17 protein-coding genes are annotated in these 22,547 nt (G+C 74.5%); 4 read left to right on the top strand and 13 right to left on the bottom strand.

Annotation, left to right across the window (positions count from 1 at the left end; all coding sequences use genetic code 11):
- Positions 1-198 precede the first annotated feature (198 nt).
- A complete protein-coding gene (locus tag CCN56_RS06915; RefSeq protein WP_306300589.1) occupies positions 199-2,193 on the top strand; it encodes a SpoIIE family protein phosphatase in 1,995 nt (664 codons plus the stop codon).
- A gap of 6 nt (positions 2,194-2,199) precedes the next feature.
- On the opposite strand, the gene CCN56_RS06910 is transcribed toward CCN56_RS06915, so the two are convergent.
- The 8 genes from CCN56_RS06910 to CCN56_RS06875 form a co-directional block, all read right to left on the bottom strand.
- Positions 2,200-2,817 (bottom strand): DinB family protein, encoded by a 618-nt coding sequence (locus CCN56_RS06910; protein ID WP_086824589.1) that lies wholly within the window; start codon positions 2,815-2,817, stop codon positions 2,200-2,202.
- Between the two features lie 165 nt (positions 2,818-2,982).
- Positions 2,983-4,947: an ABC transporter permease gene (locus CCN56_RS06905; protein WP_086824587.1), complete on the bottom strand. Its 1,965-nt coding sequence runs from the start codon at positions 4,945-4,947 to the stop codon at positions 2,983-2,985.
- A gap of 181 nt (positions 4,948-5,128) precedes the next feature.
- Positions 5,129-5,524, bottom strand: a complete 396-nt coding sequence (locus tag CCN56_RS06900; RefSeq protein WP_086824586.1) for a molybdopterin-binding protein — start codon at positions 5,522-5,524, stop codon at positions 5,129-5,131.
- 151 nt (positions 5,525-5,675) lie between these two features.
- Positions 5,676-6,155: an Lrp/AsnC family transcriptional regulator gene (locus CCN56_RS06895; protein WP_086824584.1), complete on the bottom strand. Its 480-nt coding sequence runs from the start codon at positions 6,153-6,155 to the stop codon at positions 5,676-5,678.
- 134 nt (positions 6,156-6,289) lie between these two features.
- Positions 6,290-8,266, bottom strand: a complete 1,977-nt coding sequence (locus CCN56_RS06890; RefSeq protein ID WP_086824582.1) for an FAD-dependent oxidoreductase — start codon at positions 8,264-8,266, stop codon at positions 6,290-6,292.
- A 57-nt stretch (positions 8,267-8,323) separates the two neighbouring features.
- Entirely contained in the window at positions 8,324-9,202 is an 879-nt protein-coding gene (locus CCN56_RS06885) for a TetR family transcriptional regulator C-terminal domain-containing protein (RefSeq protein ID WP_086824580.1), read from the bottom strand.
- Entirely contained in the window at positions 9,199-10,725 is a 1,527-nt protein-coding gene (locus CCN56_RS06880) for an FAD-dependent oxidoreductase (protein ID WP_086824578.1), read from the bottom strand. The genes CCN56_RS06885 and CCN56_RS06880 overlap by 4 nt, the downstream gene beginning before the upstream one ends.
- Positions 10,726-10,825: 100 nt before the next feature.
- Positions 10,826-11,446, bottom strand: coding sequence for a TetR/AcrR family transcriptional regulator (locus CCN56_RS06875; RefSeq protein WP_086824576.1), 621 nt, complete (start codon positions 11,444-11,446; stop codon positions 10,826-10,828).
- A gap of 133 nt (positions 11,447-11,579) precedes the next feature.
- On the opposite strand from CCN56_RS06875, the gene CCN56_RS06870 reads away from it, so the two are divergent.
- Positions 11,580-13,139 carry an APC family permease gene (locus tag CCN56_RS06870; RefSeq protein WP_086824574.1) on the top strand — a complete coding sequence of 520 codons (1,560 nt, stop codon included), beginning with the start codon at positions 11,580-11,582 and terminating at the stop codon, positions 13,137-13,139.
- A gap of 68 nt (positions 13,140-13,207) precedes the next feature.
- On the opposite strand, the gene CCN56_RS06865 is transcribed toward CCN56_RS06870, so the two are convergent.
- Genes CCN56_RS06865 through CCN56_RS06845 form a run of 5 tightly spaced genes read right to left on the bottom strand, consistent with a single transcriptional unit; the run spans position 13,208 to position 20,280 of the window.
- Complete coding sequence (locus tag CCN56_RS06865) at positions 13,208-13,993, bottom strand: glucose 1-dehydrogenase (RefSeq protein WP_086824572.1); 786 nt, start codon at positions 13,991-13,993, stop codon at positions 13,208-13,210.
- The gene (locus CCN56_RS06860) at positions 13,990-16,161 is read right to left on the bottom strand and encodes an acetate--CoA ligase family protein (RefSeq protein WP_086824570.1); all 2,172 of its coding nucleotides are present in this window, start codon (positions 16,159-16,161) and stop codon (positions 13,990-13,992) included. The genes CCN56_RS06865 and CCN56_RS06860 overlap by 4 nt, the downstream gene beginning before the upstream one ends.
- Positions 16,158-17,363 (bottom strand): glutamate dehydrogenase, encoded by a 1,206-nt coding sequence (locus CCN56_RS06855; protein WP_086824568.1) that lies wholly within the window; start codon positions 17,361-17,363, stop codon positions 16,158-16,160. Before CCN56_RS06855 ends, CCN56_RS06860 begins: the two co-directional genes overlap by 4 nt.
- The gene (locus CCN56_RS06850) at positions 17,360-19,123 is read right to left on the bottom strand and encodes a thiamine pyrophosphate-dependent enzyme (protein WP_086824566.1); all 1,764 of its coding nucleotides are present in this window, start codon (positions 19,121-19,123) and stop codon (positions 17,360-17,362) included. The genes CCN56_RS06855 and CCN56_RS06850 overlap by 4 nt, the downstream gene beginning before the upstream one ends.
- The gene (locus tag CCN56_RS06845) at positions 19,123-20,280 is read right to left on the bottom strand and encodes an acyl-CoA dehydrogenase family protein (protein WP_086824564.1); all 1,158 of its coding nucleotides are present in this window, start codon (positions 20,278-20,280) and stop codon (positions 19,123-19,125) included. Before CCN56_RS06845 ends, CCN56_RS06850 begins: the two co-directional genes overlap by 1 nt.
- Positions 20,281-20,689: 409 nt before the next feature.
- Here CCN56_RS06845 and CCN56_RS06840 point away from each other — a divergent pair, with 409 nt between their 5' ends.
- Both CCN56_RS06840 and CCN56_RS06835 read left to right on the top strand, forming a co-directional pair.
- Complete coding sequence (locus tag CCN56_RS06840) at positions 20,690-22,186, top strand: FUSC family protein (RefSeq protein WP_086824594.1); 1,497 nt, start codon at positions 20,690-20,692, stop codon at positions 22,184-22,186.
- A gap of 141 nt (positions 22,187-22,327) precedes the next feature.
- Positions 22,328-22,547 (top strand): beta-propeller fold lactonase family protein (locus CCN56_RS06835; RefSeq protein ID WP_143664446.1); only part of this gene is annotated, 220 nt, incomplete at its 3' end.

Below are 22,547 nucleotides of genomic sequence, written 5' to 3'. Positions count from 1 at the left end.
GTCGGCACGGACAGGGGCAGGGGCGCCGTCCCGATCGGCCGCACTGTGCAGCGCCCGCCGTCCCCTCCTCGGCTAGGGTGATCCGGTAGGGATTGCGCCCTCTGGGGCCGGGCCGATGCGTAGGGCGATGCGTTGGAGACACATCAGTCGTCGAGCAGGGTTCCGCAGCCGCCCCGGGCGGTCGTCGGGGACGCGGGCGTGCTCCGTGAGCTGCTGCCCATCGCCCTCTGGCGGGAGGACGCCGAGGGCCGCATCGTCGAATGGTCGCTCGCCGCGCAGGACCTCCTCGGCCACCGGCCCGAGCACGTCCTCGGGCGGCTCGCGACCCCGCTCCTCGTCCCCGACGCGAACCGTGAGCTCGCCGACGGGCTCACCGACCGCGTCCAGGCGGGCGAGACCATCATGGGCACGCTGCCCGTCCGCCACCGTGACGGCCACACGGTCGCCATGGAGATGTGGATCGTCCCGGCCACCGACCCGCAGGGACGCCCGGGGGCGATGCTCATCGCGGTGGAGACCTCCGAGGTCCTGCGGATGCGGGAGAACCTGGCGGCGATGGAGAGCCTCTTCACCCAGTCGCCCATAGGGCTCGCCCTGCTCGGCCCCGACCTGCGCTTCCTGCGCGTCAACGACGCCCTCGCCCGGATGAACGGCGTCTCGGCCGCCCGGCACGTGGGCCACCGGCTCACCGAGGTCGTGCCCGACGTCAACGCCGCCGGGCTCGAATCGCTCATGCGCGAGGTCCTGGAGAGCGGTACGGCCGTGGTGGACGCCCGCCGGGTCGGCCGTACCCCCGCCGACCCCGACCGGGACCACATCTGGTCCTGCTCGTACGCCCCGCTCGTCGACCGCACCGAACGGCGGCCGCTCGGGCTCATCGCCTCCCTCGTCGACATCACCGAGAGCCAGGAGGCGCACATCGAGGTCGAGCGGGCCCGTCACCGCTTCGCGCTGCTCGCCGAGGCCGGCGCCCGGATCGGCACCACCCTGGACCTGAAGCAGACGGCGGAGGAGGCCGTGCGCTTCCTCGTGCCCCAGCTCGCCGACTCGGCCGACGTACAGATGCTGGAGTCCGTCCTCGAACCCGACGACCCGGCCGCCTCCACCCGGGGAGTGCTGCGGCGGCTCGCCGCCCAGTTCCCCGACCCGACCGCGCCCACGGCGCTCCTCGCCCCGGGCCAGACCTTCCAGATCCCCCTCGACTCCGTGTACGAGCAGGTGGTCGTCCACGGACGGCCGACGAACCTCCACACGTCCGACCTCCCGCGGCTCTTCACCGATCCGCGCACCGAGGCGCTCCGCACCTATTTCGCCACCCGCATCGGCTCGGCGCGGCTCGTCCCCCTGGTGGCCAGGGGCCAGGTGCTCGGGGCGGTCACGGTGACCCGGCTGCGGACCCGCGAGCCCTTCGACGCGCAGGACCGCGTCCTCATCGACGAGGTCGTCGCCCGCGCCGCCCTCAACATCGACAACGCCCGGCTCTACACCACCCAGCGGGAGGCCGCCCTCACCCTGCAGCGCAGCCTCACCAACAACGCGCTCCCCGCCGTCACCGGCCTCGAACTCACCGGCCGCTACCTCCCCGCGAGCTCCCACGACGTCGGCGGCGACTGGTTCGACGTCATCGCGCTGCCCGGCGGCCGGACGGGGCTCGTCATCGGCGACGTCATGGGCCACGGCATCCACGCGGCTGCCGTCATGGGCCAACTGCGCACCGCCGTACGGACCCTGGCCCGCCACGACATCGCACCGGCGCGGATGCTCCGCTCCCTGGACGCCGTCGTGGCCGACCTCGGCGAGGACGAGATGGCGACCTGCGTCTACGCGGTCCACGACCCGGCCACCGGTGGCTGGGTCATCGCCCGCGCGGGCCATCCGCCACCGGCCGTCGCCACCCCGGACGGCACCATCACCTTCCTCGACGGACCGTCCGGCACACCGCTCGGCACCGGAGCCCACGACTTCGGCACGGAGGAGGTCGCCCTGCCCGGGGGCGGACTCCTCGTCCTCTACACGGACGGTCTCATCGAGGCCCGCGACCGGGACCTCGACCAGGGCATGCGGCAGCTCGCCGAGGCGCTGCAGCCCCTCGACCGGCCCCTGGACACGCTGTGCGACGAGGTCCTCGGGCGGCTCCTCGCGGGATCCGCCCAGGACGACGTGGCGATGCTCCTCGCCCGTACCATCCGCTGAACCGCCCTACGCGCGGAGCCGGTGGAGGTCGCGGAGCAGGGCGATCTCCGCCCCGTGGTGCAGGAGCTCCTGGTTCACCCACCAGACGATCTCCAGGAAGGGGTTCTCCGCGTCGCTGCCGTGCGGGTAGGTGCAGTGGCCGACCGTGTCGAGCGCCTTGTCGTCGGCGGACAGCAGCGCCTCGCGCCAGGCGTCGGCGGCGGTGTCGAAGGCGGCCAGGGCGGTGGCGACGTCCCCGGCGACCCGGTAGTCGTCGCGGGTCAGGCTGCGGCTTCCGTTCGTGTGGTCGGCGCGCAGCGCGAGCATCTCGGAGAGGTGGCTCAGCCGCCAGGCGATCGTCGTGAACGGCGGCGGCACGGGGTGCGGCGGGGGCGTCGTGTCCCGGCCCCACTCCCCGGCGCCGACCAGGAGGGTCGCGCGCGCCCCCGGGCCGTCGGCGTGCCGCCGGACGGACCAGCAGCCGGGCCCCGGCTCCCAGAGGTACTCCGCGTCGGTCATCGGACCGACCTCGACGTCCGTGCCGTTGCCGCTGTCCACCACCGGTCCCGCCATCCGGTCGGCGAGCCGCTGTCGGGCGAAGTCGAACTGGTCGAGGAGGGGGACGAGCCGCTCGGGCAGGGGCATGGGAGGCTCCGGATCACGCGGGGGCAGGGCCGTCGTACCCTGCCACAGGAACGGGCCGGGTGCCGTTAATTTCCTTCCCGGGCAGGGAAGTTGACGACGCCGGGTCGTTGCCGACGGGAACGGCATCGCGGGAACGGCATCGCGGGGACGGCGTCACCGGGCCCGTCACAGCGGTACGACGGTCACCTCGGTCGCCTTGACGCCCGTCCAGACCGGCACCCCGTCGGCGAGACCCAGTTCGGCGGCGGCCTGCGGCGTGATCTCGGCGACGAGGGAGGGCGCGGAGTCCGAGGTGACGAGGACCCGCAGCCGGCTGCCGCTCGCGGTGATCTCCCGCACGGTGCCGGGCCAGACGTTACGGGGGCTGCCGCCGGGCCTCTCGCGGTGCACGGCCACCGCCTCGGGCGCGATGATCGCCAGGGCCGGGGTGCCGGCGGGCGGCTGCTCGGCGGTGATCAGGGTGCCGCCCCCGTCCAGCGCGAGTCCTTCGGCGGAGGCGGTGCCGGGCCAGGCGTTCCGGCCGAGCATCCGGGCCACCCAGGGGGAGCGGGGGTGCCGCGAGACCTCGGCGGGAGAAGCGTCCTGGAGGGTGCGCCCGTCCTCCAGGACGAGCACCCGGTCGGCGAGGGAGACGGCCTCGACGGGGTCGTGGGTGACGATGAGGCAGACGCCGCCGAAGCCGGCGAGGTGACGGCGCAGGGTGTGCCGGACATGGGCCCGGGTGGTCTGGTCGAGGGCCGCGAGCGGCTCGTCGAGCAGCAGCAGCCGGGGGCGGGCGGCGAGCGCGCGGGCCAGGGCGACGCGCTGGGCCTGGCCGCCGGACAGCTCGGCCGGACGGCGGTGCGCGAGGTGGCCGACGGCGAGCCGGTCGAGCCAGGCCCGCGCCTCGCGCCGGGCCTCGGCGCGCGGCACCCCGCGCGCCCGGAGGCCGTACGCGGTGTTGGCGAGCGCCGACAGATGGGGGAAGAGGGCGCCGTCCTGCGGGACCCAGGCGACCTGGCGCCGGTGCGGGGGCAGGTCCGTGACCTCGGTGTCGCCGAGCCGGAGCGAGGCGTGGGCGCGGGGGGTGAGGCCGAGGAGGGCCCGGAGCAGGGTGGTCTTGCCGGCGCCGTTGGGGCCGACGACGGCGATGGTGGTGCCCGGCTCGGCGTCGAGGACGAGACGGGTGAAGCCGGTGACCTCGGCGTGCAGCGCCCACTTCCCGCCCTCCGTGCCCTCCGCCCCGGAAAGGTCCGTGACCGTCGCGGGCCGCGCCTCGGCCGTGGGAACGGCGGGGTCGTCGGCCGGCGCCCCGGACGCGGCTCGGGGGCGGCCCGGGGACGGGGTGCCCGTCCAGCGGCCCCGCAGGGCGACCAGGACCGCCATCGCGATGGCGAGCAGCAGCAGCGACACGGAGGTCGCCGCCTCCGGCTGCTCCTGGAGCAGCAGATAGACCTGGAGCGGCAGGGTCTGGGTGGTGCCGGGCAGGTTCCCGGCGAAGGTGATCGTGGCCCCGAACTCGCCCAGCGCCCGCGCCCAGGTGAGCGCGGCCCCGGCGAGCAGCCCCGGGGCGACCATCGGCAGCGTGACGGTGAAGAACACCCGCACCGGCGAGGCGCCCAGGGACGCCGCCGTCTCCTCGTACCGGGGGCGCAGTCCGGCCAGCGCGCCCTCCAGGCTGATGACCAGGAACGGCATGGCCACGAACGTCGCGGCGACCACCGCGCCCGAGGTGTGGAAGGGCAGGGTCAGCCCGAAGGCGCTCTCCAGCCAGGGGCCGACCACGCCGCGCCGCCCGAACGCGAGCAGCAGGGCCACGCCGCCGACCGTCGGCGGCAGCACCATGGGCAGCAGCACCAGAGACCGGACGATCGCCTTGCCGCGGAACGGCACCCGGGCGAGCAGCCAGGCGAGCGGCACGCCGAGCAGCAGCGACAGGCCGAGCGCCCAGAAGGAGACGAGCAGGGACAGCCTGAGGGCCTCGACGGTGCCGGGACTCGTCAGATGCGCGCCGAACGAATCCCACTCGGTGCGGACCAGGACCCCGACGAGCGGGAGCAGCAGGAACGCGACGGCGAGCAGCGCGGGCACGGCGAGGACGAGCGGGGTGCGCGGCCCGCGCCCGGCGGTCCGGCCGTGAAGGCGTTTCATCGTGGGTTCCAGGGGTGCTCTGAGGGGCGGTGTGGGGGCTGTCCGTCCCCCCGGACGCGGACAGCCCCCACCGACGGCTCCGGGCCCACGGCCCCCGGAAGTCCGCTTCCGGCGGTACGCGTCCCGGAGAGAATCGGGTCCGACGGGAATCGGGTCCGACGAGGATCGGACCCGACGAGGATCAGACCCGGTCGATGTGCACGCTGGTCGACTTCACCCGGGCGACGGCCTGCATGCCGACCTCCAGGCCCAGTTCCTCCACCGCCTCGCGGGTGAGCAGCGAGACGAGCCGGTGCGGCCCGGCCTGGATCTCGACCTGGGCGGCGACGTCGCCGAGCTTGACGGCGGTCACGATCCCGGGAAACGCGTTGCGGGCCGAGGTGTACGACTCCTCCTCGTCCCCGGAGGCACCCTGCCCGACCTCGATGGAGAAGGCGGCCAGATCGCGGCCGTCGATGAGGCGCCGGCCGTTCTCGTCGCGGTGGGTCGCGACCCGGCCCGCGTCGGCCCAGCGGCGTGCCGTGTCGGGGCTGACGCCGAGCAGGCGTGCCGCCTGACCGATGGTGTAGGACTGCATGCGGGCCACGGTAGGTCGTGCGGGGTCTCATCTGCAAGGGATCAAGGAACGTCTCATGGCATCTGCCAGCCCGCTTGGACGAACCGACCAAGGAGACGACCGAGGGGACGGCCGAGGGGACGGCCGAGGGGACGGCCGAGGGGGCGGCGGTTCAGGGCGTCCCCGACCGCCGGCCGACCGCCTCGACCAGCGGCAGCAGCCGGTGCGCGACCCGCTCGCGCAGCGCGATCTCGGTCCGGGTGCGGACCACCCCGGGCAGCTGGATCAGCCGCTGGATGACGTCCTCCAGGTGCCCGGCGTCGCGGGCCACCACCCGGGTCAGGAGATCACCGCCACCGGTGATGGAGAAGGCCTCCACGATCTCCGGCACGCCCGCGAGCGCGTCGCCGACCTCGTTCAGATGCCCCTGGGTCACCTCGACGTGCACGAAGGCGAGCACCGGATGCCCGAGGGCGGCGGGGGAGAGGACCGGCCCGGTCGCCGTGATCACCCCGTCCCGCTCCAGGCGGTCGATCCTCGCCTGCACGGTGCCCCGCGCCACCCCCAGGATCCGCGCGTACTCGCGCACGCTGGTCCTCGGCTGCTCGATCAGCAGCCGCAGGATCCGCGTGTCGAGCTCGTCCACCGCCATGCTCCGTCGGCCTCCTTCGCCCCGGCTCGTCCGGTTTCCGACTGTACCCATGCCCCACGCGGGCGCCGCGCAGCGCCGGGGCGACGGCGGGACCGGTCCGGACCGCGGCGCCTTCGGCGGCGGGATCGCCGCGTCTACAGCCCGGACGCCACCGTCAGGCCCTCCAGTACCGCCTCCTCCACCGTGCGCGGGCTGACGCGGTCGCCGACGGCGAAGACACGGCCGGGCGCGAGGCCCAGGGCGAGCGGGTCGAGGTCGGTGACCGGGACGTGGCCCTGGGCCAGTACGACTCCGGCCACGCCCTCGAGCACCACCGGGTCCTCGGTCAGGGTGTGCTGGAGGTAGACGGTGTCGTCGTCCGCGCCGTGGAGCCGGACGTTGGGGACGATCTCGATCCGGGCGCGCACGGCCCGGGCCAGCATGGCGGCGCGTACGTACTGCTGCAGGTGCTCGCCGGCCGCGAAGCCGGTCACGCAGAGGGTCACCTTCCGGCCCTGGCCGGCCAGCCGGAGGGCGACGCCGAGGCCGATCCAGTCGCCGCGCCAGTCCGCCACCACGATCCGCCTCCGGCCGGCGCGCGGGATCTCGGCGTCGCCGCGGATCACCGACCAGGCGTCAAGCACCACCGGGTCGTCCATCAGCTCCAGGCGCGGTCGGCGGGGCCGGGCCCCGGTCGCGAGGACCACGGCGTCCGGGGCCGCGGCGGCGAGGGCCGGGGCGTCGATCCGTGAACCCGTCACGACGCGGACTCCGGCGCGGCGCGCCTCGCCCTCCAGGTTGGTGATCACGCCACCGAACTCGGCCCGCCCCGGAAGCAGTTCGGCGAGCAGCGCCTGGCCGCCCACGCGTCGGCCCGCCTCGTGCAGTTCCACCTCGTGGCCGCGTGCGGCCGCCACGGCCGCGGCCTTCAGACCGGCCGGGCCGCCGCCGACCACCAGCACCTTCTTGCGCCGCGTCACGAGCGGCAGGACCCCGAAGCGACGCTCACGCCCCGTCTCCGGGTGCTGGATGCAGGAGATGGGGTGGCCGAGCTGGAAGTGGCCGATGCAGGCCTGGTTGCAGCCGACGCACGCACGGATCTCCTCGGTGCGGTCTTCGGCGGTCTTGGCCGGCAGGTCCGGATCGCAGATCAGCGCCCTGGTCATCGCGCAGGCGTCGGCCTGCCCGTCCGCGAGGATCTGCTCGGCCTCCTGCGGCTGGTTGATCCGGCCGGCGACCATCACCGGGACGCCGACCACCGCGCGTACCTTCGCGGCGAGCGGGGCGGTGTAACCGGCGGGCCGGAACATGGGCGGAGCGATGTGCTCGGCCCCGGACAGGCTGGACGAGCTGCCCGCGCACACCGAGACGTAGTCGAGGAGTCCTTCGGCGTCGAGCCGGGCGACGGTGTCCAGGACGAGGTCGGTGTCCAGGCCGTCGTGGCTGAGTTCGTCGCCCGAGATCCGCAGGCCGACGGCGAAGTCCGGCCGGGCCTCCACCCGGGCGCTGCGCAGCGCCTCGCGCAGGAACCGCAGCCGCCCCTCGCGGTCGCCGCCCCACCCGTCGGTCCGGACGTTGACGTGGGGGCTGAGGAACTGCGCCGGCAGGTATCCGTGGCTGGCGACGACCTCCACGCCGTCGAGTCCGGCCTCGCGCAGCCGGCGCGCCGCCTGTCCGTAACCGTCGACGACCTCGCGGATCTCCGCCTCGGTCATGGCGCGAGGCATGACGTGGAAGCGCTCGCTCGGCGTGGCCGAGGGCGCCCACGCCACCGGCGCGGTGCCGTCCCCGGACTCCAGGATCTCCCGGCCGGGGTGGAACAGCTGGCCGAAGACCTTCGTACCGTGCCGGTGCACCGCCGCCGCGAGCCGGGCGTAGCCAGGGACGCACGCGTCGTCCGTGGCCATCAGCACGTGCGTGGTGTAGCGGGCGGACTCGTGCACGCCGGAGACCTGGAGCACGATCAGACCGACGCCGCCCGCGGCGCGGGCCTCGTGATAGGCGATCAGGTCGTCGGTCACCGCTCCGTCCTCGGCCAGGACCGTGTCGTGGCCGGAGGACAGGATCCGGTTGGGTACGGTGACGCCGCCGATCCGCAGCGGGCTGAACAGGTGGGGGAACCGCGTCGTCATGGGACGTCCTTTCTCGGGCCCGGGCGGGCGGCGGCCGGAAGGGGGCCGCCGCGCCCGTCAGCGGAGCGTGATGTGCGGTTCGAAGGCGTCGAGGAGCAGCTCTCGCATCCGGGTCGGGGTCATCTCCCCGTTCCCCGCGAGGACCTGGATGGCCAGGCCGTCCGCGAGAGCGGTGAACCGGCTGGTCAGCGCCTCGGGGTCGGCGCCCGTGGCCATTCCCTCGTACTGGCAGGCGTGCACCAGGTCGAGCACGGTCCGCCGCCAGCGGGCGTAGGTCTCGCGCTGGCCCTCCCGCAGGGCGGGGTCGAGGATCGCCTCGTTCCACGACTGCACCCACACCGACCACTCGTCGTTGTCGTCCTCGCCGCTGATCAGCTGGACGTCGATCAGCCGCCGCAGCTTCTCGACCGGCCCGTCCGCGTCCCGGAACTCGTCTTCGAGGCGCTGGTGGAGCCGCTCGGCGTAGTGGTGCAGGGCGGCGCGCAGCGCGTCGCCCTTCGTGGGGAAGTGGTAGTGGATCGTGCCGGTGCTGGTTCCGCAGGCGCGGGCGATGTCCGCGACCCGGACCCGGTGGAAGCCGCGGCGGGCGATGAGCCGCGCGGTCTCCTCGAGGATCTGGGTCCGGCGGACCTCCGCGTCGACGGCGTCGGCGCGGCGTCGCGCCTCGGGCAGCGCCGGGTCGTCCGGGGCGGTGGGCGGCCGGCCCTCCCCGGTCCGCAGGTACCGCAGGGACACCTTCCCGGTCCGAGCGATGGCGGCGAGCTCACCGGCCGTGAGGCGGCGGCTGCCGTTGAGGGCCTTGGACAGCGCGGTGGGCTCCATGCCGATGCGGGCGGCGAACTCGCGCTGGCTGACCGCCGCCGCCCGCACCACCAGGCGCGCCCGGTCCGCCACGGCCCGGACGTCGTCGTCCTGCGCCCGCCGGATCGCCGTCATCGCGCCGCCCCCTCCGGCCGGTCCGCCCCGTCCACCTCGTCCGGCCCGTCCGGCCGACCTGCCCCGTCCACCCCGTCCACCTCGTTCTCCCCATTCATCTCGTCCGGCCTCGCCGGCCCGTCCGACGTGTCCGGCCCGTCCGCCCCGGCCAGGCCGGCCAGGGCTTCGTCGGCGGCCCGGTATCCCGACGACACCGCGCCGTCGATGTAGCCGTTCCACTCCGACGCGGTCTCCGTCCCCGCCCAGTGCAGCGGGCCGGTCGGCTCCCGCCAGCCGCGTTCGCCGTGGCCGCTCCATCCGCCGGGTGTCGCGTAGGCCTCGTATCCGCCCCGGGCGAAGGGGTCCAGGGTCCAGATCTTCTCCGTGTAGTCGCGCGGCCGCCCGGCCCCGGGTCCGGCCACGGAGACGAGGCCTTCCAGTACGGCGGCCCTGCGGCCGGCCTCGTCCAGGGCGGCGAAGCCGTCCAGGCGGTCGCCGTACACGAATCCGACGAGAACGCCGTGCGCACCGTCCTCCGGGGAGTTGTCGAACACGACGCCGACCGGCCCGTCGTCGTACAGGGTCGCCACCCCGGACAGCCCCTCCTCGCGCCAGAACGGGGTGTCGTAGACCGCGTGGACCTTGGCGACCCGTCCCATCGGGCTGTGCGACAGCCAGCCGTCCCGGGCGGCGGGCAGGGGCGGTGCGAAATCCACCGCCCGTACGGCGTGCGGGGGCAGGGCCACGATCGCCCGGCGCGCCCGGAGCACGGTGGTCGAGGTGCGGACGCGGACCCCGTCGGCGTCGTACGCGATCGAGAGCGCCTGCTCGCCGAGGCGGACGCGGTCCCCGAGCAGGGCCGCGACCGCGCGGGCCGGGCCGTCCGCGCCCGTCCCGAACCGGCTGTCCTGGGCGCAGCCACGGGTCTCCATCAGCTGCTCGAAGCCGCCGGCCGCGGCGATGTAGAAGAGCACGTGGAAGAGCGAGATCTCGTCGGGCTCCGTGCACCACAGCCCTTGGACGGCGAGGGCCAGGCGGCGCAGGGCGTCCGCGTCGTCGGTCTCGGAGCGGAAGAAGGACTGCGCCGTCCGGGCGTCCCATTCCTCGAAGCGGGCCGTGCGCCAGGGGCGGACGGTGTCCACGGTGCGGGCCAGCTCGTCGAGGAGCCCGGTGACCCGCACGTACTCGGTGACGCCGGGCCCGTCGGCGGGCGCGGCGCCGGTGTAGGGGACCCTCGTGCCGTCGTGCCAGACCTCGATGTGGCTGCCCTTCTCCCAGGTCGGGAAGGTGGGACAGTCGAAGCGTGCGGCGAGTTCGACGAGGCGGGTCTGCGTGGGGCCGACCCATTGGCCGCCGTGGTCGACGGGCCCGCCGTCCGGCCGGATCTCGGTCAGGACCCGCCCGCCGACCCGGTCGGCGGCCTCGACCAGGGTGAAGTCGACGGCGTGGTCGTGGAGTCGGAGTGCCGCGGCCAGCCCGGCGTACCCTCCGCCCACGACGACGACATCGGATTCGATCAGACGCGTTCCGCTCTGTCTCTCCATGGCCCGAGAGGATGCGGCAACACTGACGGGGGCGTCAATGGTTGCGGCAGACGGATCGCGAGACGGATCGCGCCGCACGGCCGACGCGGGCGGGGCGGTTCTACCGACGGGCCGTCAGCGTCTCGTGGTCGATGCCCAGTTCGGTCACGAGCGCGTCGTCCACCCACTCCAGCATCGTGGCGCGGCTGAGCGGTCCCTTGTACGAGGTCATCTGCACGGCCAGTCCGTCGAGCAGCGCGGTCAGACGCCAGGCCGCGTCCTCGGGGCGGTCGCAGACGAACTCGCCGGCTGCCACGCCCTGTGCGACGACGTCGGCGATCGCGGCCTTCCACTGCTGGTCGAGGTCGTGGGCGACCTTCCTGAGGGCGGGTTCGCGCAGCGCGGCCGCCCAGCCCTCGATCCACAGCCGCCAGCCCTTGGCCTGCCCGGTCGGCGCGTACCAGCGCACGGCCGAGCGCAGCCGGAGCGCGGCGCTGGTGCGGGGCTTGTCCAGCAGTCTGCGCAGGTGGGCGAGGTCTCCCTCGGCGGCATGGGCGAAGGCCTCGGCGACGAGCAGTTCCTTGGTGGAGAAGTGGTAGAGCACCAGGGAGCTGCTGACTCCGAGCGCCGAGGCGACGTCCGCGATGCGCACGCCGCTGACGCCGCGGGCTTCGATCTGCTCGACGGCGACGCGCAGGATCTCCGCGCGTCGCTCTTCCACGCTCAACCGGACTCTGGCCACGGCTTTACCCTACACAGCCCTTGACAGTGCGGTGTGGCGGGGCTCACAGTGCTGGCTACTGACTGGCCGTTCAGTCAGATGATGTGCCGCTCCGTACGTGACCCTCCCCCGTGCCGCCGTAGGAGTCCGCCCCGTGACCCAGACACCCGTCACCGCCAGCAGGGCCGAAGAGCCCGCACCCGAGACCCCCGACCTCTCCGAGGGCTGGGGCGAACAGCGCGGCCGGCTCCGCAAGGAGCTGCGCCGTTTCGACGTCCTGCTGTTCCTCATATGCACCCTCGTCGGACTCGACACGATCGGGTCGGTCGCGGCGCAGGGCCCGCAGGGACTGACCTGGATGGCCATCCTCGCGCTGCTCTTCTTCCTCCCCTACGGACTCCTCGTCGCCGAACTCGGCTCCGCCTTCCCCGTCCAGGGCGGCCCGTACGTCTGGACCCGGCTCGCCTTCGGCCGGCTCACCGCGGGCCTCAACCAGATCCTCTACTGGATCTCCAACCCGGTGTGGGTGGGCGGCAGTCTGTGCATCATCGCCCTCACCACCTGGGAGGAGTTCTTCACACCGCTGCCCGGTCTGTGGAAGTACGCCGCCGGTCTCGTCTTCATCTGGGGCGGTGCGCTCGCCGTCGTCCAGTCGGTCCGGGTCGGCAAGTGGGTGCCGATCGCGGGCGCCGTCGCGCGGATCGTGCTGCTGGGGTTCTTCCTCGTCTCGGTGGTCGTCTTCGCCGTGCAGAACGGCGTGCACGCCCTGCCCGTCAGCGAGTTCTCACCGACCTACGCCGGCTTCGTGGCGCTCGTCCCCGTCCTGATCTTCAACTACGTCGGCTTCGAACTGCCCAGCTCCGCGGCCGAGGAGATGCGCAACCCGCGCCGTGACATCCCGCTCTCCATCCTCCGCTCCGGCATCGCCTCGCTCCTGCTCTACGGCGGTCCCATCCTCGGCATCATGTTCGTCCTGCCCGGCGAGCGGATCGGCAGCCTCGGCGGCTTCATCGACGCCTGCAAGGCCGTCTTCACGGTCTACGGCGGCTCCATCGCCGCGGACGGCACGGTCACCCTCACCGGTGCGGGCGCGGTCTTCGGCGGCATCGCCGCCGCGGGGCTCATCATCGGCCTGCTGACCTCCGGCGTCACCTGGGCGATGGGCGCGCACCGTGGCCAGGCCGTCGCCTGCGCCGACGGCGCAGGGCCGGCCTGGCTCGGCACGATCTCCGAGAAGCACGGCACCCCGGTGCGGGTGAACCTGCTCTCGGCGGTCCTCGCGTCGATCCTCCTCGTGGCCGCCCTCAACCTCACCGAGGGCGACGGCGAGAAGTACTTCGCGGCGGGCCTGGGCCTGACGATCTGCACGACCTTCATCTCGTACGTCATCACCTTCCCGAGCCTGCTGGTGCTGCGCCGCAAGTACCCCGACACGCCACGCCCGTACGCCGTCCCGGGCGGTCGCCCCGGCGTCTGGACGGTCACCGCGCTCGCGACCGGCCTGGTCGCCTTCACGGTGGTCGTGCTGATCTGGCCGGGCTTCGGCGTCGGCTGGTTCGGCACGGAGGGCTCCCCGGCGGACTCCCTGCCCGAGGCCTTCGCCGGCCAGCGCCTCGCGTACACGCTGAGCCAGGTCGTGCCGCTGCTGATCATCGCGGTCGTCGGCCTCCTCTTCTACGCGGCGGGTGCGAAGACCCGCCGTACGAAGAGCTGAGGTCCGGACCGTACGCGACGAGGGGCGGCCGTCGGGCCGCCCCTCGCTGTTGCGTGCGCTCCGGTCCGCTACCCGGCCGACCGCCCGTACACCTGCTTGCCCAGCCACTGGCCGCCGTCCACCGTCAGGCACTCGCCGGTCAGGTACGACGCCCCGTCGCCCAGGAGGAACAGCGACGCGTCCGCGATCTCGGCGGGGTCGGCGAAGCGGCCGGCCGGGACCGTGGCCAGGACCTCCTCGCGGGCCTCGTCGGTGGCCCACAGGGCCGCGCCAGCGCCCTCCGTCTCCGTCGGGCCGGGGGCGATGCAGTTCAGGCGGATGCCCAGCGGGGCGAGTTCCACCGCCAGGGTCCGCGTCATGGCCAGGACGCCGGCCTTCGCGGCGGCCGAGTGGACGGTGCCCGGGTGGCCGTGCCAGGCGTACGTGGCGATCACGGAGAGGACCGAGCCGCCGGTGCCCTGCTCGCGCAGCCTGCGGGCGACGGCACGGGTGCAGTAGTACGAGCCGTTGAGGACGATGTCGACGACGGCGCGCCAGCCGCCCGGGGACAGGTCGATGCCGGGGACGACGAAGTTTCCGGCGGCGTTGTTGACCAGCCCGTCAAGGCTGCCGAACCGCTCGACCGCCGCGGCCACCAGCGCGTCCACCGCCTCCGGGTCCCGGACGTCCGTCGGCACCGCGAGGGCCTTCCCGCCGGCCTTCTCGATCAGGGCGGCCGTCTCGTCGAGGCGCTCCGGGGTGCGGCCGGCGACGGCGACCCGGGCGCCCGCCCCCGCCAGGGCGAGCGCGATGGCGCGGCCGATGCCGCTGCCGCCGCCCGTCACGATGTACGTCCGTCCGTCGAAACGGGTCATGTCAGCACTCCATGGGCGTCGAGGGCGACCGCGCCGCCCGGGTGGACGAGCAGGGGATTGACTTCGAGCTCGGTGAGCTCGGGGTGCTCGGACGCGGCCCGCGCCAGTGCGCACAGGGCGTCCGCGGCGGCGTCCAGGTCGACGGCGGGCGCGCCCCGCCAGCCGGTGAGCAGCGGTGCGTGCCGCAGGGAGAGCAGCAGCTCGCGGGCCCGCCCCGGGGTGAGCGGGGCGAGGGCGAGCGCGGTGTCGGCGAGCAGTTCGGCGGTGACCCCGCCGAGGCCGACCACGGCGACGGGCCCGAACGCCGGGTCGTAGCGCACTCCGGCGATGAGCTCGACGGAGTGCGGGTGGACGGCCATCTCCTCGACCGCGTACCGGGCGGCGCCGGTGGTGTCGCGCATCCGGGCGAAGGCAGCGCGCAGCGCGGTCTCGTCGACGATGCCGAGGGCCACCCCGCCCGCCTCGGTCTTGTGGGCCAGGCCCATCGCCTTGAGGGCGAGCGGGTATCCGGTGCGGCGGGCGGCGTCGGCCGCCTCGTCGGCCGTGGCGACGAACTCGGCGGTGGGGAAGTCGAGTCCATGGGACCGGAGCAGGGCCCGGACGCTCTCGTACCCCCCGTCCGCGACGGGGCGGGACGGGGACGGCACCCGCCCGGGCGGCGCGTACGGTGTCGCGGGTGCCGGCCGGGCCGCGTGGGCCAGGGCGGTCGCGGCCTGCTCGATGCGCTCGTAGACGGGTACGCCGTGTTCGCGCAGCACGGCCAGGGCCGGGGTGTCGCGGGCCATGGTGTGGACGACGAGCAGCCGGCCGGCCTTCCGCGCGGCCCGCGCCAGCTCCTCGGCGACCTCGCACTCCTCGCGGGTCTGGTCGGGGTTGGCGGTGGCGTAGTCGCCGAAGTAGCCGGTGAGGACCGTGGCGTCGGTGTCCCCGCCGTCCAGCAGCGCCCGGGTGATCCGGGCGTAGTTGCGGAGGTCCGCCTCCCCGGCGCCCGCGAGGTCGACGGGGTTGCCGCAGCCGCCCCGGCCGGGGAGGTGTGCGGCGACGGCGGCCCGGGTGGCCTCGTCGAGAACGGGGATGTGGAGCCCGCGGGCGGTCAGCGCGTCGGCGGCGAGCGCGCCCTGGCCTCCGCTGTCGCCGACGACGGCGATGCGCGGCGCCTCGGGGGGCGCGGGGGCTTCGTCGGACGCGGAGGCTTCGCCGGCGGCGGCCGCGGGCACGGCCCGGCCCCGCCCGAGGCGCGGCCCCCGTCCCTGCCCTTGCCCTTGCCCTTGCCCTTGCCCTTGGCCTTGCCCCTGCCTCTGACCGTGCCGGGCAGCCGTCAACAGCACGGCCGTGTCGACCAGTTCGCCCGCCGACTCCAGCAGGATCGCGCCCGTGTCGCGGCAGACCGCGTCCACCACCGCCCGGGCGCTCACCAGCGCGCCCGTGTGGGAGGCCGCCGCGCGGCCGGAGGCCTCGCTGCGGCCGAGCGTGAGGAGCAGGACGGGCTTGCCGGCCGCGTGGGCGGCGGCCAGGGTGCGGGCCAGGCGCCGTCCGTCCCGGAAGTCCTCCACGTACGCGGCGACGACGCGCGTCGCGTCGTGGGCGATCAGCGCGTCGAGGGCGTCCGCCGCGTCGATGTCGCGCTGGTTGCCGAGCGAGACGAACCGGGAGAACCCCTGTCCGGCCCGGGCCAGGAGTCTGCCGATCTCGAGTGCGAGGTTGCCGCTCTGCGACACGAGCCCGACCGCGCCCGCCGGGAAGTCGCCCCAGCTCAGGCGCAGTTCGGTGGTGGTGTCGACGACGCCCATGCAGTTGGGGCCGAGCAGCCGTCCGCCGTGCGAGGTGACGAGCGAGGCGAGTTCCCGTTCCTCCTCGGGCCCCGACCCGCCGGACGTGATCACGGTGAAGCACCGCGTGCCCGCCGCGAGCCCCTCGACGACCACGGGACGCACCTGCCGCGGCGGCACCGCGACGACGATCTGCTCGGGGACGGTCGCCAGGGACCCGAGGTCCGGCAGGAAGGGTACGCCGTCGAGGTGGCCGCCCCGCTGGTTGACGAGGTGGACGGTGCGCCGGGAGCGTCCGGCGAGGGCGCCGGCGGCCAGCCAGTAACCCCACTTGGCGGGGTTGGCGGAGGCCCCGACGACGGCGACGGAACGCGGATCGAAGAGGGTGTCCAGGCTCATGCGTACCAGCCGAAGCGTTCGGCGATCACCGGCAGCCGGTCCGCGACGACGCCGTGCGCCGCCGCGCGCGGGGTGGTCCCGTCGTGCTCGGCCCGGGTCAGGACCTGCTCGACCAGCGCGCGCATGGAGCTCCGGATGTGGGCGAACGCCTCGTCCGGGTCCGCGCCGATGTCGCCGAAGAGGGTCCACCACCACCAGGCGTTGGTGGCCGAGTTGACGACCACGTCCGGCAGGACGGTGATGCCGCGCGCGGCCAGCAGTTCCTCGGCCTCCGGCAGGACCGGCATGTTGGCCGCCTCGACGATCCAGCGGGCCGTGATGCCGGCCTGGTTGCCGCCGTCGACCGCGTACGAGACGGCGGCCGGGACGAGTACGTCGACGTCGGCGGAGAGCCAGGCGTCGCCGGGCAGTTCGGCGTCGCCCGCGCGCAGGGCGGCACGGTCCACGGTTCCGTGTGCGTCCCGGGCGGCCAGCAGTGCTTCCACGTCCAGACCGTCCGGGTGGGCGATCGTCCCCTTGACGTCGGCCACGGCGACGATCTTCAGCCCGGCCCGGGCCAGGAAGCGGGCGGTCGCCCCGCCCATCGTCCCGAAGCCCTGTACCGACACCCGCGTCCCCGCGCGGGGGACACCGGCCCGGTCCAGCGCGGTCAGGACCGATTCGGCGACCCCGCAGCCGCCCGCCAGCTCGTCGAGCCCGATGCCGTCCACGTCCACGGCGAAGGCGTCCGCGAGCCGGTGCCGGGCCGCGGCCTCGTCGTCGAGCAGCGGGTACACGGCCTGGATCGAGGAGACCAGACCGGCCTCGGCGGCCGCGCGGTCGACGAGGTCCTGGGTGAGGCCGAGGTCCTCGCCGGTGGTCCAGAAGTGCTCGATGTGCGGCCGCATCGCGCGGAGGTAGCGGACCAGCACCCCGTACGCCTCGGGGTCGCGCGGGTCGCAGTCGATGCCGCCCTTGGCGCCGCCGAGCGGGATGTAGCGGCCCTCGGGGTTGTAGTGCAGGGCCTCCTTCATCGTCATGCCCCGGGCCAGTCCTGCGACCTCGTCGAGGGTGCAGCCCTCGCGCATCCGCAGCCCGCCGCTGGAGACGCCGCGCACGAGCCGGTCGATCACCAGGTGGCCCCGGCGGCCGGTCACGTGGTCCGTCCAGGTGAGGGAGATGAGAGGGGTGTGCGTGAGGGCGGTCGCGGTCTCGGGCGTCATCGGGGGGACTCCTCGGGGACTTCGGGGACTGTTTCGGGAACGGTCAGGACGGTGGGTCCGGGAGTGCTCAGCGCGAGGGCCAGGGCGTCGGCGAGCTCCTCCGGCGAACGGACCACCGCGCCCCGGCCGCCGTAGGCGCGGGCGAGCGCGGGGAGGTCGACGGAGGGCAGGTCCACCGCCGTGGGGGTGTCCCCGCGGGCCGCCATCTCCTCGCGGATCTCGCCGTAACCGCCGTTGTCGAAGACCACGACGGGAAGCGGGAGCCGGAGCTGTGCGGCGGTGGCGAGCTCCTGCACGGAGAACTGCAGGCCGCCGTCGCCGCTGAGGGCGACGACCTGTCGCTCGGGGGACGCGGTCTTCGCGCCGATCGCGGCGGGCAGGGCGTAGCCGAGGGTGCCGAAGCCGGTGGGGTGCAGATAGCGCCCCTCGGGACCGAGGGGAAGATGGGGCAGTGCGCCGTAGTAGCAGCACTGGGCGCTGTCGGAGGTGAGCACGGCGTCCTCGGCGAGGACGCGGCGCACGGCGTGGAGGTACGGCAGCCAGCGCGCGTCGCGGGTACGGGTCTCGTCGTCGCGGGCGGCACGGAGGGCGCGGACGCCGACGGGGTCCGCGGGGACGCCATCGGGGTCCGCGGGGACGTCGCCGGGATCCGCGGGGACGCCACCGGGGTCCGCGGGGACGTCGCCGGCGTCCGCGGGGACGCCACCGGGTTCTGAGGGGACGTCGCCGGTTCCTCCCCGCCACTCGGCGAGCAGCGCCCTGAGCAGCACCCGTGCGTCGCCCACCAGGGACACGTCCGCCGGGAGCCCCGCGTACATCTGGGCGGGGTCCACGTCGACCCGGATCAAGGTGCCCGTCAGGGCCGGTGGCGGACCCCAGAGGTCGGACTCGGCCAGCTCCGTGCCGACGGCGAGGACCACGTCGCGGTCCGCCAGCCACTTCTGCACGGCCGGGCTGTGCAGCGACACGCCCAGCGAGAGCGGGTGGCGCTCGTCGAGCACGCCCTTGCCGTTGGCGGTGGTCACGGCCGGCGCGCCGAGGCCCTCGGCGAGCGCCGCGCATTCCGCGGCCGCCGACCGGGCCCCTCCGCCCAGGACGAGCGCGGGCCGCCGGGCCGCGCGCAGGACGTCGGCCGCCTTCCCCACCGCCGCCGGGTCGGGCGCGGGGGGTCCGGTGAGCGGCGCACGCCGTACGGGCCCCGCCGGCTCCACGGTCTCAAGGAGGTCGAGCGGCACCTCGATGTGCACCGGACGGGGCCGGCCCGTACGGAAGAGGGTGAAGGCCCGTGCCACCGCCGAGCCGATCTCGTCCACGGACGACACCCGGTGGCTGAAGGCCGCGACGCCGCGCAGCGCCTCCGTCTGGCTGCGCATCTCGTGGAGGAGTCCGGTGGACTGCCGGGGGTGCCGCAGCGGCATGCCGGGGGAGACGACGAGCAGCGGCACGCTGTCGGAGTAGGCCTGGCCGACGGCGGCGGCGATGTTGAGGAGCGCGGGGCCGGTGGTGGTGATCGCGACACCGGGCCGGCCGGAGACCCGGGCGTACGCGTCGGCGGCGTACCCCGCGCCCTGTTCGTGGCGGGGCGTCACATGACGTATGCCGTGGGCCCGGAGGTGGCGGTAGATCTCCAGGTTGTGCGTGCCGGGGATCCCGAAGGCGTCGGTGACGCCGTGCGCGGCGAGGGCGCGGACGACGGCCTCGCCGCCGGTGAGGGACGCGCCGTCGGCGGAGGTCTCGCCCTCCGTGGTCGGGGTCGCCATCACAGGTCCCGCGCGATCACGAGCCGCATGATGTCCGAGGTGCCCTCCTCGATCTCCTCCAGCTTGGCGTCCCGCATCCACTGCTCCACCGGATACTCGCGCGAGTAGCCCCAGCCGCCGAGGGTCTGCACGGCGGCCCAGGTGCAGTACGCGGCCGTCTCCGAGGCGGTCAGCTTGGCCATGGCGGCCTCGGTCGTCGCGGACAGCCCGGCGTCCAGGCGCTTGGCCGCGCGCCAGGTCATCAGGCGGGACTGCTCGATCCGGGTCCGCATGTCGGCCAGCCGGAACGCCACCGCCTGGTGCTCGACGATCGGCTTGCCGAACTGCTGCCGGGTGCGCGCGTAGTCGCGGGCGTACTCGTACGCGGCCCGCGCCACTCCGGTCGCCGCCGCGCCCAGCACGACCCGCGAGACGTCGAAGGTCCGCATGAGTCCCCGGAAGCCCTGCCCCTCCTCGCCGAGGCGGTCCTCCTCGGGCACGAAGGCGTCGGCGAGGAAGATCTCCCGGCAGACGATGGCGCGCTGGCCCATCTTGCGCATGGGCTCGCCGAAGGTGACGCCGGGGGTGTCCTTGCGCAGCAGGAAGGCGGTCACGCCCCGGGAGCGCCGGGTGGGGTCGGTCTTGGCGAAGACGACGTACTGCTCGGCCTCGCCGGCGTTGGAGATCCAGGCCTTCTGGCCGTTCAGCAGATAGCCGCCGTCGGTGCGGGTGGCCGTCGTCACGATGGACGCGGCGTCGGAGCCGGCGCCGGGTTCCGTGGTGGCGAGGGCGGTCATCGGGCTGTCGGGGCCGGTCAGGGGGGTGAGCCAGGTCCGCTTCTGCTCCTCGGTGCCGAGTTCGAGCAGCGGGTCGGCGAAGAAGCCGTTGGAGCAGAGCAGGTTTCCGATGCCGAGGTCGCCGACGCACAGCTCCTCCTGCACGAGGCACTGGGTGAAGACGTCGGTGAAGCCGCCGCCCCCGTACTCCTCGGGAAGCATGAAGCCGGTGATGCCGACCTTGGCGGCCTTGTGCCACAGGTCCCACGGCGTCTGGACGTCGGCCTCGTCCACGGCGCGCGCCCGCGGGCGGATCTCGTCGCGGGCGAAGGCCCGGGTGAGTTCGACGATGCCACGCTGCTCGGGGGTGAACGGAACCAGCTCGGTGGGGAGGTCGGACATGGTGCCTCCAGGTGTGGCAACAGGGTCGTTAACTGAACCGTCAGTCAGTATCGAGAGCCGTCGGCGGCGCTGTCAACGCCTCGGATCCCCCCACTTCCGGCCGCTTCCCCCGGGCCGCGGTCCAGTGGTGGCGCGGCATGGGCCAATGGCTCCGTCCGGTCACTTGTTCCGCTGTGTCACTGGGCCAATGGCCCACCGTTTCATCGACGAGTTGAGCCGCCGTACCCCCTTCGGTCTATCCTTGTAGCCATCACATACCTTCGGCGCCGCGCAGCGCCGTCCGGCGACGAGGCCGGACCGGCCCGCGGTGCCTTCGTCGTGTCCGAGCCCCCACCACCCCAGGGGACGTCTCGCGCGCGGTGAGGAACAGACCAAGGGGGGCGCATTGGCCGCCGTGCAGAAGTACTTCATGGCCCCGGATCCGGGGCTCGTCCGGCTCAGGACCTCGCTCCGCGCCGTCCTGGGCGTCGGGCTCGCGGTCGCCCTGTCCGAGCTGCTCGGGCTGTCCCTGGTCGCGTCCATCACCGCCGGGCTCGCCGCGCTGCTCGCCCTCTTCACTGTCGGCGACCCCACGGTGCGCCGTCAGGTCGTCACCACCGCCCTGCTGCCGACGGTCGGGTTCCCCGTGCTCGCCCTCGCGGCGCTCCTGCACGGCGCGCCGCTCCTGCGGGACGCGGCCTGGCTGCTCGTGATCTTCGCCGGCGTGTACGCGCGCCGCTGGGGGCCGCGCGGACACGCGCTCGGCATCTTCGCCTTCATGCAGTTCTTCGTGACCCAGTTCCTGCACGCCGTCCCCGCGCAGCTCCCCGAGCTGTACGCGGCCACGGGCATCGCCCTGGGCGCGGCCGGGACCGTGCGCTTCGTGCTGTGGCCCCTCGAGCGTCGGGTCCCGCCGCCGGCGGCGCCCGCCCCGCTGCCCGGGACGGGGCTGGCCCGGGCCACCACCCGCCAGGCCGTCCAGGTCACCGTCGCCTCGGGGGCGGCCCTCGTCATCGGCCAGTTCCTCTCGGAGCAGCGCTGGTACTGGGCCGTCGGCACCGTCTGGTGGATCTTCGTCAACACGGCCTCGCGGGGCGAGACGCTCGTACGGGGCTTCCGTCGCGTCCTCGGCACCGTCACCGGCATCGCCGCCGGATTCCTCATCGCCGTCCCGCTGGGCGGGGCGCCCGCCGTCACCGCGCTCCTTGTCGCCGTGTGCGTGTTCGGGATCTTCTACGCCGCCCCCGTGTCGTACAGCTGGATGATCCTGGCGGTCACCGTGATGGCCAGCCTGCTCTACGGGCTCCTCGGGGTGCTGGACGGCGCGCTGCTCCTCCTGCGCGTGACCGAGACCGGCGTCGGCGCCGTGTGCGCCGCTCTTGCCGTGACGCTGGTCCTTCCCGTGCGGACGCACACGACGAACGACGCGTGGATCCAGCGGGCGCTCCTCTGCGTCCGGTCCGCCACCTCGGCGTCCGTCCGGCGTCTCGCCGGCGAGGAGGCCGCCGACCCGACGCCGCACGCCGCCGAGCTGGAGGCGCTGCTCGGGCGCGTACGGCTCTCGCTGGCTCCGCTGGTGCATCCGCTGGCCCCCTTCACGGGGAGGAAGCAGCGGGCGCGCCGCGTCCTCGGGCTCCTCGACGAGGCGGCCGCGGAGGTGCGGGGCCTGGTCGCCGTGGCCGCCGACCCGGACGCCGGTCACGACGCCCGCCTGGCCGCCGCCTGCTGGCGGGTCGAGGCCGCCGTGGAGGCCCTCACCTCCGGCGAAGGGGGCGCGATGGAGCTGGAGGGGCACCTCCGGGCCGAGAACGACGCCCCTCACGCGGGTGCGCCGGCTCTCGCCCACGCAAGGGGACTGGCTCGCGTGCTCACGGAGCTGGACGCCCCGCTGCGGACTCGGCCCGGCGCATGGGTGGTCCGTTCCTGACGGGGCTCCGTGCCGCCAGGTGCCCGGCTCGTCCGCTCGGACGCGCCGGGCACCGCCATTTGGTCTAGACCGCCTGCTACCGTCGGCGCCACGAGACGACGGCCGGTCGACCGCGACCGGCCCCGGGGCAGGGGAGGCGCCGTGGGCGGCACGGGGACGGATCAGGGCCGGAGCGGGGTACGGGCGTACATCGGCTCCTTCACCTCGGCGGGCGGCCTCGGCGTCCTCGCCGCCGACGTCGACGAGGAGACCGGCGCGCTGACCGTCACCGGCGGCAGCGACGCCGTCGCCGACCCCTCGTTCCTCGCCCTCGCCGGCCCCGTGCTCCACGCCGTTTCCGAGACCGAGGCGGGCGCCGTGG

Source organism: Streptomyces sp. NRRL B-24572 (assembly GCF_002156145.1).
Lineage (GTDB): Bacteria > Actinomycetota > Actinomycetes > Streptomycetales > Streptomycetaceae > Streptomyces > Streptomyces vietnamensis.
Note: the sequence above shows the minus strand (reverse complement) of the source record. Positions and strands in the feature narration are given on the sequence as shown.

What these genes read in the sequence shown, in the direction of transcription:
- CCN56_RS06910 (WP_086824589.1), bottom strand. Translation starts at nt 2,817, where the DNA reads ATGCCCCTGCCCGAGCGGCTCGTCCCCCTCCTCGACCAGTTCGACTTC.
- CCN56_RS06840 (WP_086824594.1), top strand. Translation starts at nt 20,690, where the DNA reads ATGGCCCCGGATCCGGGGCTCGTCCGGCTCAGGACCTCGCTCCGCGCC.
- CCN56_RS06900 (WP_086824586.1), bottom strand. Translation starts at nt 5,524, where the DNA reads ATGCAGTCCTACACCATCGGTCAGGCGGCACGCCTGCTCGGCGTCAGC.
- CCN56_RS06850 (WP_086824566.1), bottom strand. Translation starts at nt 19,123, where the DNA reads ATGGCGACCCCGACCACGGAGGGCGAGACCTCCGCCGACGGCGCGTCC.
- CCN56_RS06865 (WP_086824572.1), bottom strand. Translation starts at nt 13,993, where the DNA reads ATGACCCGTTTCGACGGACGGACGTACATCGTGACGGGCGGCGGCAGC.
- CCN56_RS06855 (WP_086824568.1), bottom strand. Translation starts at nt 17,363, where the DNA reads ATGACGCCCGAGACCGCGACCGCCCTCACGCACACCCCTCTCATCTCC.
- CCN56_RS06905 (WP_086824587.1), bottom strand. Translation starts at nt 4,947, where the DNA reads ATGAAACGCCTTCACGGCCGGACCGCCGGGCGCGGGCCGCGCACCCCG.
- CCN56_RS06860 (WP_086824570.1), bottom strand. Translation starts at nt 16,161, where the DNA reads ATGAGCCTGGACACCCTCTTCGATCCGCGTTCCGTCGCCGTCGTCGGG.
- CCN56_RS06895 (WP_086824584.1), bottom strand. Translation starts at nt 6,155, where the DNA reads ATGGCGGTGGACGAGCTCGACACGCGGATCCTGCGGCTGCTGATCGAG.
- CCN56_RS06880 (WP_086824578.1), bottom strand. Translation starts at nt 10,725, where the DNA reads ATGGAGAGACAGAGCGGAACGCGTCTGATCGAATCCGATGTCGTCGTC.
- CCN56_RS06885 (WP_086824580.1), bottom strand. Translation starts at nt 9,202, where the DNA reads ATGACGGCGATCCGGCGGGCGCAGGACGACGACGTCCGGGCCGTGGCG.
- CCN56_RS06845 (WP_086824564.1), bottom strand. Translation starts at nt 20,280, where the DNA reads ATGTCCGACCTCCCCACCGAGCTGGTTCCGTTCACCCCCGAGCAGCGT.
- CCN56_RS06890 (WP_086824582.1), bottom strand. Translation starts at nt 8,266, where the DNA reads ATGACGACGCGGTTCCCCCACCTGTTCAGCCCGCTGCGGATCGGCGGC.